A 13509-nucleotide genomic window follows, 5' to 3' on the forward strand; every position below is an offset into this window, starting at 1 on the left:
GCCCCTATTCCGGCAAGTGGAAAGTTTGGACGAGTTCCGCCAACTGCGTCTCGTTCAAGCCCGTCGGCTTATGGCCGGCCGACCGGCAAAGCAAGATCAGGCGCGCGGCTTTGTTGAGGGTGTCGATCAGGTCGAAGGCCTCGCCGACGGTTTCGCCGATCGCCACGCAGCCGTGCCATTGCCACAGGGCTACCGAAAAGCCTTGCCGAAATACCTCGACGGTCCGTTCGGCCAGCGCTTCGGTGCCCGGCACTGTATACGGCGCCAGGCCCAGGCCGCGCGGCAGGGTCACCTTGACCTCGGGGTGGATGCTCCATAAGGCGCGGTTGATGGCATCGCCGTTACGATAGCGCGGCAGATGCGTAAGGACGATCAATTCCGTTGGATGGGTATGTAACACCACGGTCTGGCGCGCCCGCGATTGCCGGAGGAATTCATGGATACGCAAATGCGCCGGGAACTCGGACGTGGGCCGAAAAGCGGGATCGCCGGAACCGGCGCCGAGCAATTCATAGCCGCAACCGTCCGCGTCCATCCGCAATACGCCCGTGTGCGCGGCGGCGTTTTTAGCCAGATCGCGGTAACGGCGACCCGTACCGGTAACCAGGAAGCTCCGCCCGGCCAGATCCGGATAGGTGTACTCGGTCGCGACCCGGACGCCGCCGCCGACAACCAGTTCCCGTTCGGTGAAAAGGTCGGTCACTTCGATCGACAAATTGCCGGCATTTCGTTCCGCCCAGCCTTTTTCCCATAAATACCCTGAGATTTCGGTGATTTCAGCCAACAGCGGCGACAATTTCGAAAAAGCGGAAAGTAGCTCGTTCACCTGATCCCCCATTCACAGTGGTGCGAAATTTTTGTTTTGCGGACGCTGATTGTACCCGCCCCCTCTCGGCCTGCCAACCGCCGACGACCGAATGAACATTTGTCGGCGTCACCGAAATATCCATTGAAAAGCGGTCCTTTTGGATGGTATTATCTTGGCCGGGTTGGGCCGATCTTTGTGAGGAGAAGGGAGGATGACCGATGAGAGATTATTCCACCCTTGCTCTGATCATACTCGCTTTACTGCTGATGCCCTTGTTTACCTTCGGTTGCGATTGCTGCGGCGACGACTGCGACGAGTGCAAATCCTGCCCTGCCGATGACGACGCTTCGCCGGACGACGACACTTCGCCCGACGACGACGCCTCGCCGGACGATGATGACGACAGCGGCGACGATGACAACGACGACGACAGCGGCGACGACGATGACGATAACGACGATGACAACGACGACAATGACGACGATCTCGCCTCCAGTTATGACTATCTCGCCGGAGGCACCTTCTCCGGTGCGGCTGTCGTAATGAACAACGCCGGACTGGCGAGCGTCATCAGCAGCAAGTCGCGTTATCTGCTGGCCTATCGCGAGAGCGCCACCGCCGATTACAACACCGTCATCGCGGCGTTCGGCATCTACGCCAATCCGTCGGCCGCCGTCGGTCCGGACGGATCCCTGCACCTGGCCTTTTACGATTGGTACGCGCAGACCCTCTGGTACGCCACCAACCACGGCGGCAGCTGGCATAGCGCGGCGGTGGACGAGGACGGCGACGTCGGCCATTACAGCGCGATCGCCGTGGACGGCGACGGCGTCGTGCACATCGCCTACACCGAGGAATCCTCGCGGACGCCGATCGGCCTGCGCTACGCCAACAACGCCGCCCGCGCCTGGTCGACCGAATCGGTGACCACCGGCAACGGCATCGGCGCCTTCCCTTCCCTCGCCGTGGACGGCGACGGGGTGCCGTACATCACCTTCAACACCGGCGGCGCGGTCCGGTTGGCCGTGCGCACGGCCAAGGGCTGGTCGATCGACGATCTGTCCGACAGCGTCTCGATCGGGCGCGCCAGCGGCGTGGCGATCGACGGCAGCGGCGTTTGCCACGTGATCTATCACGCCACCGACGCGTCATCGAATTTGCGCCACGCGTACGGCGAGGCCAAGGCGCTGACGAGCGAATTGATCCCCGGCGCGACTGGCGTCGGCGACACCCTCGCCATGACCGTGGACGACGACGACGTGGTGCATTTCGTCTATTACAACTCGTCCCTCGGCGCGCGCTACGGCAACAACGCCGCCAAGGATTGGCAGATCGCGACGATCGGCAGCGCCTATCCCGTGTATATCGCGGCCCGGTCGGTCGACAACGTCGCCATTTCCATCGCCCGCCTCGGCGTTTACCGCCAGACCGGCTGCGGCTGGCAGCAGCTTTATCTCGATAACGGTTTCGTAGCCCAGGACACGGCGCTGGATCGCGACGCGGCCGGCCACTTGCAACTGGCCTACATCGACGACGCCCAAACCATCTGGCACATGACCGACGCCGGCGGGGAATGGACCCGCGATCAGGTGACCGGGGTGATCGGCAATACGGCGCTGAACATCGATCTGAAAACCGACGGCAACAACCACGCGCACATCTGTTACTACAACGGCGTCGCCTTCCAACTGGAATACGCGACCAACGCGACCGGCTCCTGGGTCAGCGAAGTGGTCGACGAGGGCGATCTGTCGGGCCGCCACTGCGCCATGTTCATTTCGAACGACAACGTCGTCCACCTCAGCTATTCCGATGAGACCAACGGCACCCTGATGTACGCCAATAACGCCGGCGGCGGCTGGACCTCCACCAGCGTCGACGACGAGGGTTACGTCGGCACGTGGTCGGATATCGTGGTCAAGGCCAACGGCGAAATCGCCATCGCCTACGTCGACTTGACCGACAACGACATCAACCTGGCCCGCGGCGACGGCACCGACTGGACGATCGCCACCGTCGATCCGGAGGGCGGCGACAACGTTTCGCTCGCGGTGGACGACAGCGGTCACTACCAGTTGGCCTACATCGGCGCCGGCTTGCGGCACGCGCAACAAATCGACGACCAGTGGGTGCTATCGACGATCGACGCGGTAGCCCAGGACGAGGAAACCGGGATCGTCGCCGGCGACCCGGACCACGTGATGATCGCGTATCAAAGCATCGGCACGGATTTGAGCATCGCCTGGCGGCTGGCGACCGCCTGGCACCTGACCGTCGTGGACCAGCTCGGCTCGATGGGCGACCATCTGTCGATCACGGCCGGCGGCGCCGATCAGGCCTACGTCAGTTACCTGGGCCAGGAAGCGATCTGGCTGGCCACGGTGGGGTTTTAGCCGCCCCTACTTGGCCGAGTAATTGTAAAGCACGGTTTTCGTGCGGCTGATGCCTTCCAGGCCGTCGAAGCGCACGCAGTGGTGCGGCGCTTCCTTGGCCATGTAAATGTACAATTTGGTCGGCAGCATCCCGACCAGGCCGGTCGGCTTGAGTTCGAGTTTGTAAACAGCGATCGTGCCTTGCGGGGTCGCCAGGTTTTCCTCGCCGCGGTGAATGATTTCGCCTTTCAGCACGGTGCCGTCGCCGTTGACGACCTCGCCCTTCATCGACGTGCCGGCCCCCTTTTCGAACGGGAAACCGCGCAACACCAGGTAGAGGGCGTCGCCCGGGATCGCCGCGTCGCCGAAGGACAACGTCTTGCTTTCCTTCTTGCCGGTCGCGCGGTCCGCGTATTTGTAGTAAGCCTTGTGAGCCGCCCAATCGTACTTCAATTCCCAATCCATCTGTTCGGCGCCGGTGGAGGATTTCTTCCAGTACAACGTGCGGTAACCGGTGGGCACCTCCTCCAGTTTGGCGTCCTCGGTCCAGTCGATGCGGTCGGCGCCCTTCTTGCCGTTATCGCCCTTGAGTTGATAAACCAGGACGTTCTTGCCGCCCTCGGTCGTTTTCGTATAGGTCCACGACATGTTGTAGAGCAACTCGTCGTTCTTCATCAGCAGGTCCTTGTAGACGCCCGATTCCTGCGCGAAGACCTGCGGTCGCGCCATCTGCGCGCGCGCGTTCGAGGAAAACAGCAGCGAAACCGCAACGAACGACAACAAGACCAACAGTTTCATGAAAAGCCCCTTTTTCGGAAGGACAAACGGTGCCGGCATCGGTCTTCCCTCGTTGGTAAATGGAATCGACAAGCGGTGAACGGGCTTATCCTAGCAAAGGTCGGCGGCGGAGGAAAATCGCCCCCGGATTTGAACGCCGGATCAATAATCCAATTGATATACGTATCCGTGATGCCCGACGGCCACGACCATCAGGATGAAAACCGCCGTCACCGCCAGCCAGCCGATGGTTTTAAGCGCGAAGGTTCTCTTTTCAGCAGGCAGCGCCTGCGCCAGCAAAACCAATCCCAGCGGCAGAATCACCAAGGCACGGAACGCATTGCGGGCGTGGGTTGCCGGCGAGAGTTCACCCCAGTAAACCAGATCGATCAGGGGCAACAGACAAAACAACGCGGTCAGCGGCGTGCTGCCCTCGGCGAGCATCCGGCCGATGAACCACGCGCCGGCGATCGCCAGCCAGGGCACCAACGGGATGCGGTACCAACCGAAGGAACGGTCCGAACTGATGGTCAGCGCCATGAAGAGCAAATAGATCACGACGGGCCAGATCAGCAGGTTGGCCTTGCCGGCGGGCTGTTCCGTGGCCCGGTCCCGCTCCATCCAGAAAAGGCCGAACGAGAACCAAAGCCAGAGAAACGTCAGGGAAAGGTATTTTTTCGAGGCGACGGCGATCTGGGTCAACAGCGACCACATGCCGCGGGTGCTGATCGAAAGGCCTTTTTCGACCGCATCCATCTGCCGGGCCTGTTGCGCTTGAAATACCGCCCAGAAGGTGTGCCAGTCGTAATAGGCCCCGTAAAGAAAATAGAGGCTTAAAAACGCCAGCCCGCCCCCAACAACCCACAGCGCTTCCCGCCAGCGCCGTTCGGCCATGAAAACCGCGGCGGTGCCGCCGACGATCGCCAGGCCGGTGACCTTGAACAGGCAGCTCATTCCGGCGAACACCACGGCCGCAGCCAAGGCTTTTTTACGACCGTTGTCGAGGTAGCGCGCCGCCGCCAGTAGACTGGCCAGCGAAAAGGCGATGAGAAAATTCTCTTCCTTGAAGAGCCGGCCGGAATACACCGCCACCGGATACAGCGCGTAAAACAGCACCGCCGTCAACGCCAGGGCACGGCGGCCCAAAATCCGTCGCGCCAGGAAATAGAGCAGGACGGCGTTCAGGACGAACATCCCGATCGGCAGCCAGCGTGTTTTGTCGTTGAAGAAGCTTTGGTAGCGATCCTGGTAGCGCACTCCCAACAGCCGCAACCAGATTCCGCCGAGCAGCGACAGGCCCGGCGGATGGTCGAAAAACGGCTCAACGATCGTGAACGGTTCGCCGAAAATCCGGCGCGGCTCCTTCGACTGATAAACGTAAAACTGCGACCACGAGCTCGGGACGCCGCGATAAACGAGGTTGATCCCGTTCAGGGCGTAATTGTACTCGTCGGCCGTTTCATTCGGGTACGGCAGGCGATCGTATCGATATAGACGCGCCGCCAGCCCGGCCAGAATGATCAGCGTCAACAACAGGGCGACGCGCCGCGCCGATAGAAAACCCAGCAATGCTTCGGTGACGGCCGGCCGATACCGAGCCAGCAGCACGATTTCCACGCCGAGGAAAAGAATGAACAGACCCGCGCCGAGCCAACCACCGCCCGGCAACGCCCGACGACGGTAAAAATCGGCCCAGGTGATCGGCCGGAAGTCGGCACCACTTTTCCATTCCAATTTCGGTCCGGCCTGCCCCTGGAAGGACGCGCGGAAGCGATGCCAGCCCGCTGATAACTGCAGCGCGGCGCGTTGCGACGGATCGGTCAGGGAAATCGGTTGCGAATCGACGGTCACCGTCAACTTGCCCGGATTGGCGTTCTGGAATACATAAGCGCCGTTCGCCGGGATCTTGAGCCAGCCGCGCCAGGCAACCTCCAGGCTCGACAACGCCTGATTGGATCCGAAGCGGGCTTCATTCCAGTGATAGATCACCGGCGCTTGAAAGAGCAGCCGATGAGCAAAGTACAAATCGCTATCGGTCGTTCGGGTCGCTCGAACGGCCTGACCTTTCACCAGCACACGGTAATCGGCCCGCAGGCCGTGACGAGGAAAAGAGACGAGGATCGCCACCGTGGGAAGCGCCAGGCATCCCAGCAAAATCAGCAACGGGAAAAAAGTCGATTTTTTCATAAATATTTCAAGATTGATCGTCTGGCGGTTTCATACCGGTCCGGCCGGCGGGTGTCAAGTGATCGCCCGTCGATTTTTCACCATTCAATTGCCTTTTCAGGGGTGATGATTAAATTTTTATCAGAGCCTTCTGGGATATGAGTGTATCGGATTGTGCGGCTTATATCACCGACCAAGGGGGCGATCATGCCGAAAAGCAAACCGACGATCAAACAGATTCTCGGCAAACAACCCGGAAAATCAGGCGGCGGCGGCGGGAAAAAGCCGGAGGCGGCGCCCTCCCCGCTGATCATCGCCTTTTCCCGCGAGACCGGCAGCGGCGGCGACCTGATCGCCCAGCACGTGGCGCGGGCGTTGCACTACCCGATCTACGATCACGAGTTGATTCAAAAGGTGGCGGAAAGCGCGAATACCAGCGCTTCCGTCGTGGCCGCCGTGGACGAGAAATGGCGCTCGGTCATGGAGGATTGGATCGCGGACTGGGCCAATCGCCGCCGGTTGTGGCTCGACGATTATTTAAAACACCTCATGAAGGTCATCGGCGCGATCGCCCAGAAGGGACACAGCGTCATCGTCGGGCGCGGCGCCAATTTCATTCTCAGCCGGGACGATTTTTTCCGGGTCTTGCGCGTCCGGATTCTGGCCCCATTCGACGAACGGGTGGCGGCGATCGCCCAGGAGAAAAACCTGTCGCCGGAAGAAGCGACCAAGTACGTCAATCGCACCGACGCCGATCGCCGGGCGTTCATCCGCAAATATTTCAACGCTGCCATCGACGATCCGATGAACTACGACTTGCTGATCAACATGGAGAAAATGACCATCGAGGATGCCGTGGCGATCATCATCGCGACGGCGCGGGAGATGGAAAAATCCTGATCGGGGCTTTCTCTATTTCCGAAAGTCGAGCACGTCGACGGTAAAATCCGACACCTGGAACCGGACCTTGTTGCGGTAACCCTCGGGGTCGCCGCCCAGTTGAAACGGCATGTCGGCCTCGGTCTCGATGATGACGTCCTGGACCAGCCAGTCCTTGATCCCGTCGTAATTCCAGACACCCTTCCAAACCTTGCGGATATTCCAGATCGTCGCCGGAATATTGACCAGCGCCGTCCGCAGGTTCATGTAGCCGGGTTTCAGGCAGGCATACGGATAGGTCTTGAGGTTGAAGCCGTAGTTGGACGTGGTGGCCGCGCCGACCAACATGACCGGCCCTTCGAAAATCGTCTCGCCCTTCTTCAGCGTCAGTTGCTCCAACGGACGATGCGGATAGGCGCGATAAATCGGCCCGTCGGCGTTGTTGATGACCCGCGCTTTCACCTCGTACTTATGCCGGAGCAGGCGCGGCGCCGCCTGGAAGAACGTCGCGTACAGGTAGCCGGCCATGCTGTTGCTGATTTTCCACATAAATCCTTTGCTGAACCGGTTTTTCAGCTCGATGTAGTTGTTCAGAATCATCGCATCCAGGCCGAATCCGCCGAAGTGAAACAGCCGTTCGTCGCATTGGATCATGTTGAACGCCGTGAACTTAAGCTCGTCCTCGCGCCGCTGGCGCAATGTCCAGATCGGTTCCACCTTCGGCGGCGTCTCCAAAAGGCCCGCCCAACCGTTGCCGGTGCCGAGCTTGAGCAAGCCGAAGCGCGGCATGCGGTAGTCGCCGCCGGCCTGATTGAGCCGGCCCACCTTGTGGCGCATCTGCTCGATGATGCGCATCGCGGTGCCGTCGCCGCCGCCGCAGAGCACCAGCGGATAGCGTTTCTGGATGATCTCATCCAGGCTCTGGTCGGATTGCTCGATCGTTTTGGTGATGTAGATATCGTCGACATCGACATGCTTGGAAATCATGTCGAGCGTGGCTTGCCTGACTTTACGCGCCCGCATATTGACCGCGATGGCAAAGTTCTTAATTTTACACCTCCCCGACTGTCGTCTCAGCCGCCGCAACCACGCCGCGCATGGCCTGGCTATCGATGTAGGTAAAAAACTAAATGATCGTTTAGTCGGCTTTCAACTTAGCACCGGGAGAAGGAAAAAAACAAGTCGGCCCGGAAAGAAATCAGCAACCGCAGCCCATGTCCATTTCGTTCGGATCGTATTCCGAGCCGCTGGTATCCTCGGGTTGGACGCAGGTATCGATCGCTTCCAAACAGACTTCCCCCGCCTGGCAGGGATTGCCGGTGGTCGTGCAATCGTCGGCTTCCTCGTCGCAGGATTCGAGGCCGTTGCAATACTGTCCGTCATCGGCGCAAGGATTGCCGGAGTGATAGCAGGTCTGGGTCTCTTCATCGCAGGCTTCGGGGCCGTTGCAGAAGACGCCGTCGTCGGGACAGCGCGTCCCGGGAGTCAGCGAATGATCGCAATCGTCGATTTCCTCGTTGCAATATTCCTCGCCGTTGCACCAGAGGCCGTCATCGGGACATTCCGGAATATTTTCGACATTGCATTGCCGGCTTTCCTCGTCGCAAATTTCCTCGCCGTTGCAATAGAGATTGTCGTAGCAGGGATCGCCCGCATGCTCGACGCATCCGCCGAGAACGCAGGTATCGAAACCATTGCAGTAAATGCCGTCATCGCACCGTTCACCGTCGGGCAGATCGGTGTCCGGCGGGCATTTGGGGCCGTCGCCCGGGCAAAATTCGCCGGCATCGCATTCGTGGGCCGCGTGCCGGCATTCGACCGTCACGGCCTGAAATTCATCGGTCGGGCATAAAAACGAATCGCCCGTGCAGACTTCCGCGATATCGCATTTGCCCGCGACCGGACGGCAGGTCTCGCCGACCGCCTGATAAAGATCGGCCGGGCAGGCTGCGCTGTCGCCGGCGCAGTATTCGACCAGATCGCATGGGCCCTGCAAATCGCGACAGATCTCGGTGGTCGCCTTGAACAAGTCCGCCGGACAGGTAATGCCGGTGCCGGTGCAGAATTCGGCGGCGTCGCATAGATCGGCTTCCGGACGGCATTCGGTCGTCTCGGACTGATAGCCGTCGGCCGGGCAGTCCGGGCTGTCGCCCGGACAGATTTCCTCCCGGTCGCAAATATCGGCGGCCGGGCGGCAAACCGTGGCGTCGTCGGTGTACACATCACCCGGACAATCGGGAGTATCGCCCGAACACGTTTCCGGCCGATCGCACAACCCTGCCGCCGGACGGCATTCATACCCTTCGGAGAAGTAAAGATCCGCCGGGCATTCCGTCGCGTCGCCGGGACAATATTCCACCTGGTCGCACAGGCCGACGGCGTCACGGCAGGGGTACGTGTCCGGCTGAAGCTCGTCGGCGGGACAATCGGGAAGCGCGCCGGTGCAATGATCCGCCACGTCGCACGATCCGACCGACGGTCGGCAAATCGTGGTGTCCGGTTCCAGTTGATCGGCCGGACAAGGCTTGCTGGTTCCATCGCAGAATTCGGCGGCATCGCAATCGCCGACGGACGGGCGACACTCGGTCGTCGTCGGCGCCACGGCATCGGTCGGGCAATTATTCGTCGCGCCGTCGCAGAATTCGCCGACATCGCACAGGTCGGTCGCCGGGCGGCATTCGGTGGTCGTCGGCTCCTTGGCATCGGCCGGACAAGCGGCCGCGTCGCCCGGGCAGTATTCGGTCCGGTCGCACAACCCGGCCGCATTGCGACAGGAAGTGCTGGCGTCCAGGAACAAATCGATTGGACAATCGGGACCGTCGCCGGGACAATTTTCCGCCACATCGCAGGGGCCGGCCACGTTCCGGCAGGTGGAGGACGTCGGCAAATAGCTGTCGCTTGGGCAGGTCTTGGTCGAACCGTCGCATAGCTCGGCGACATCGCAATCACCCGCCACTCCACGGCATTCGTGAGTGGAAGGATAAACCTGATCGGCCGGGCATGCCTTGGACGAACCGGTGCAAAGTTCCGGTTGGTCGCACAGGTCGGTGCCGGCGCGGCAAATGCTGGTGCTGGCCAGCAGCGCGTCCGCCGGGCAATTGGCGCCGCTTCCGGTGCAGTATTCGACGGCGTCGCACAAGTCGGTCGCCGCGCGACAGACCGTGGTGGAAGAATAGTAAGTGTTGGTCGGACAGGCGCCGCTCGCGCCGTCGCAAAATTCATCGAGATCGCAAATCCCGGTGGCGGCGCGGCACAAGTGCGTGGTCGGTAGCGGCGTGCAGGTGCCGTCCGCCGACGCGCCGAGCGTCGCGCTGCAAACCTGACAATCGGTGGCATCACTGCCGCCGCAGGCGGTATCGCAGCAAAAACCGTCGGCGCAATAGCCGCTGATGCAATCCGTGGCCGCCGTGCACGGCAGGCCGGTCGGCAGCCACCAGACCCGGCGCGCCAGCAGGCGCATCACCGAATCGACGTTCGCCTTGTGATACATGACGAGCGAATAGCCGCCGCCCGACGAAGCGACCGCCGGCTCGAGCTTGCTGCCCGTGTCGGTCGCAACGCCCGATCCGCCGGTCGGCAAAACGACGGCATTGGGGCTGACCCAGGCGGCATAGATGTCGGACTTGCCGGAGCGGTAATCCCCCCAGGCGACGACGCTGTTATAACCGTCGAAGGCCACGGCCGGGTTCTCCTGGACGCCGGTCGTCTGCACGACCACGAACCCGTTGCCGTCCAGCGCCGTTCCGCCGGAAGTGACGCGCCCGCCGTACAAGTCGCTGTCGGTGCCGCGGGTGTCCTGCCAGACCACGACAAAGTCGACTTCATTGTAGGTGGCGGCGGGAACCGTCTGGGCGCCGCTGGCGCCGCAAAGCACAATCCCACTGGCGTCCAACACACTGCCGGCCGCGCTGACGCGCGCGCCGTAGATGTCGTAATTGCCGCCGCGGATATCCTGCCAGGCGACGAAATACTGACTGCCGTCCGCCGCGACGGCCGGATATTCCTGGGCGCCGGCATTGGTAGTGATCGGAATGCCCGTCGCTTGCAATACCGTTCCCGATTGATTGAGCTGGGCGCCGTAAATGTCGTAGTTGGCGTTGCGCTGATCCTGCCAGGTCGCCAGATAAACGCCGCCGACTTCAGCCGCCGCCGGCCGCAGTTGATCGCCGACGGCGTCGGAAATCAGGATGCCGCTCGGATCCGCGACCGTGCCGTCGGTCGCCACGCGGGCGCCGTAAATGTCGTAAACCGCGCTCCGTTTGTCCTGCCAGACGACGAGAAAATAGGAACCGCCGAAAACGACCGTGGGGTATTCCTGGGTGTTGGTCGCCCGGGAAATGGCGATGCCGGCGGGATCCAACACCACGCCGGTGGCCGTCAGCCGCGCCCCGTAGATGTTGACGTCCTCGCCGTAGCGTTGATCGCGCCACACTGCCAGGTAGTTCGCGCCGTCGTACGCCAGGGCCGCCTGCTGCTCCTGGTTGGCCGGCCGCTTGGTCGAGAAAATGAAACCCTGGCTCGGATAAACGTCGCCGTCGGTGGAAACGATCGCGCCGTAAATATCGTAGTCGGTGGTCGAGGCGTTGCGGCGGTCGTGCCAGACGACCAGATACTGTTCCTCGGTCGAATCGTAGGCGACCGCCGGAATGTCCTGGACGTCAGTCGCGGTGGAAATCGCCAGGCCGGACGGATCGATGACCGTCCCACTGCCGGAAATCCGCGCGCCGTATATGTCGGCGTTCCCATTGCGCTGGTCTTTCCAGACCGCGAGATAATCGGACCCGCTGGTAGCGACCGCCGGGCTGCTCTGGTCTTCCGTCGTGGTCGCGATCGCCACTCCCGACGAATCGAGCACGTTGCCCGTCATGTTGACCCGCGACCCATAGATATCGTTATTGCCGCTGCGGGCGTCGCGCCACACGACGAAATAGTTGCTGCCGCCGAAGGCGACGTCCGGCGAATCCTGCGTATTGTCGGCGGTGGAGATCGGAATCCCCGAAGAGTCGATGACCACGGCCGACGGATTCACCCGCGCGCCGTAGATATCCTCGCCGGTGGTGGCGAAATTGCGGGTATCCTGCCAGACGACGAGGTAGTTGACGCCGTCGAAGGCGATCGCCGGGTATTTCTGGTTACCGCCGGCGGCGGCGATCACGAAACCCGAGGCGTCGAGGTTGACGCCGGCGGTCGTCACGCGGTTGCCGTAAATATCCGGATAGCTCACCCGGTTGTCGTGCCAGACCACCAGGTAATTGATGCCGTCGAACGCCGCGTCCGGCGCCTCCTGTTGGCCGCCCGCGACGCAAATCAGCAAGCCGCTCGTGTCGAGAACCGTTCCCGCGGAACTGACGCGCGCCCCGAACACGTCGGTCGTGCCGTAGCGCGAATCCTGCCAGACGACCAGGAAGTTGCTGCCGTCGGAGGTCACCGACGGATAGTATTGCGTGTTGGTCGCGTTGGTGATCGCGATGCCGTCGGGATCCAAAACCCCGCCGGCCGTGTTGACCCGCGTTCCGTAAATGTCGTAACCGGAAAAGGAATAGAGCCGCCGGTCATGCCACGCGACGAAATATTCGGAACCGTTGAACGCCACACCCGGCGAGTTCTGTTCCACTTCCAACGGCGGATAAACCGGGTTGTCGATGCTGAACTCCGGCGAAACCGTCGGATCGAGAACCGCCGGATAGGTCGATTCGGCCAACACCTCGGCCGGCACTGTCAACACGATCCGGCCGTGCTGAAAACGCGGCTCGACGATCGTTTCCCGCCCCGTCCCGTCGCGCCAAACGGCCAGGCTGTAGGCAACGCCCAGACCGCCGACTTCATCGAAGAAATGCAGGCCCGTTTCGCTCGCCCCGGCGAAGGTTTGTCCGGAGACGCGGACCTCCACCCGCAGGTCGCCCGATCCGGGCGGCGGCGTCGCAAACGACCAACTCTGTTCCAAACCTTCGGCCCGGTTGCTCAATCCCTCGGTGGCCGCGCCGCGCCGCAGGGCCAGACTCTGTTTTTCACCGTACTCGATTTTGTCCGCCGGCCCCCGTTCCGACCACTTGCCGCGTGAAACGCGAACGGTCTGCAAAACGAGCGGCGCGCCGAGCTGGTCGTCGGCCGGATTGTCCGCCTGAATGCCGGGCAAAAAGGTGATTTCACCTTCGGGCGTAACCCAGACGCCATAGGTCGTATGGCCTCCGACATAGGAATCTTCTTCCCAACGAAAGGCAAAATGTACCTGCTCGATAATTCCGGCGAGATCGAATGAAGGAGAGAGTTTCGGCCCGTCCAGCGGATTGGGCAGCGGCTCGGCGGCGCTGTCGTCGTCCGTCGCGCCGACGGTTTCGGCGACTTTTTCTTTTTCGTTTTCAGGGGTTACGCCGCACGATACCTGACCAAACGCCAGTCCGACGCCGGCCAGCAATAGAAAAAGAAGAATTGTCTTCCGCGGAATCAATTTCATCCAGTGATGCCCGCTCCTTCGCGCTCCTGCTATATCATCGGTCAAATCGGTTG

Annotated in this window: 7 protein-coding genes; 2 read left to right on the forward strand and 5 right to left on the reverse strand. The window is 61.6% G+C overall.

The window, feature by feature from the left end:
- Positions 1–4: 4 nt before the first annotated feature.
- Complete coding sequence (gene rhaD / locus GX444_01300) at positions 5–826, reverse strand: rhamnulose-1-phosphate aldolase (GenBank protein NLH47218.1); 822 nt, start codon at positions 824–826, stop codon at positions 5–7.
- A 200-nt stretch (positions 827–1026) separates the two neighbouring features.
- On the opposite strand from rhaD, the gene GX444_01305 reads away from it, so the two are divergent.
- A complete protein-coding gene (locus tag GX444_01305; protein ID NLH47219.1) occupies positions 1027–3201 on the forward strand; it encodes an exo-alpha-sialidase in 2175 nt (724 codons plus the stop codon).
- Between the two features lie 6 nt (positions 3202–3207).
- Here GX444_01305 and GX444_01310 read toward each other — a convergent pair whose 3' ends face one another.
- Together GX444_01310 and GX444_01315 are read right to left on the reverse strand one after the other, a co-directional pair.
- A complete protein-coding gene (locus GX444_01310) occupies positions 3208–3978 on the reverse strand; it encodes a hypothetical protein (protein ID NLH47220.1) in 771 nt (256 codons plus the stop codon).
- Between the two features lie 141 nt (positions 3979–4119).
- The gene (locus GX444_01315; GenBank protein NLH47221.1) at positions 4120–6144 is read right to left on the reverse strand and encodes a glycosyltransferase family 39 protein; all 2025 of its coding nucleotides are present in this window, start codon (positions 6142–6144) and stop codon (positions 4120–4122) included.
- A 186-nt stretch (positions 6145–6330) separates the two neighbouring features.
- On the opposite strand from GX444_01315, the gene GX444_01320 reads away from it, so the two are divergent.
- On the forward strand, positions 6331–7023 hold the full coding sequence (locus GX444_01320) for a cytidylate kinase-like family protein (GenBank protein ID NLH47222.1): 693 nt from the start codon (positions 6331–6333) through the stop codon (positions 7021–7023).
- A 12-nt stretch (positions 7024–7035) separates the two neighbouring features.
- Here the strand turns inward: GX444_01320 and GX444_01325 are convergent, their stop codons facing one another.
- Both GX444_01325 and GX444_01330 read right to left on the reverse strand, forming a co-directional pair.
- Entirely contained in the window at positions 7036–8025 is a 990-nt protein-coding gene (locus GX444_01325; GenBank protein ID NLH47223.1) for a hypothetical protein, read from the reverse strand.
- Positions 8026–8200: 175 nt separating this feature from the next.
- Complete coding sequence (locus tag GX444_01330) at positions 8201–13456, reverse strand: hypothetical protein (protein ID NLH47224.1); 5256 nt, start codon at positions 13454–13456, stop codon at positions 8201–8203.
- Between the last annotated feature and the right edge of the window lie 53 nt (positions 13457–13509).

The sequence above is a fragment of the Myxococcales bacterium genome (assembly GCA_012517325.1).
Classification (GTDB): domain Bacteria; phylum Lernaellota; class Lernaellaia; order Lernaellales; family Lernaellaceae; genus JAAYVF01.

Excerpts from the sequence above, each read along its gene's own strand:
- GX444_01310 (NLH47220.1), bottom strand. The coding sequence starts at position 3,978 with ATGAAACTGTTGGTCTTGTTGTCGTTCGTTGCGGTTTCGCTGCTGTTT.
- GX444_01315 (NLH47221.1), bottom strand. The coding sequence starts at position 6,144 with ATGAAAAAATCGACTTTTTTCCCGTTGCTGATTTTGCTGGGATGCCTG.
- GX444_01330 (NLH47224.1), bottom strand. The coding sequence starts at position 13,456 with ATGAAATTGATTCCGCGGAAGACAATTCTTCTTTTTCTATTGCTGGCC.
- GX444_01320 (NLH47222.1), top strand. The coding sequence starts at position 6,331 with ATGCCGAAAAGCAAACCGACGATCAAACAGATTCTCGGCAAACAACCC.
- GX444_01325 (NLH47223.1), bottom strand. The coding sequence starts at position 8,025 with ATGCGGGCGCGTAAAGTCAGGCAAGCCACGCTCGACATGATTTCCAAG.
- GX444_01305 (NLH47219.1), top strand. The coding sequence starts at position 1,027 with ATGAGAGATTATTCCACCCTTGCTCTGATCATACTCGCTTTACTGCTG.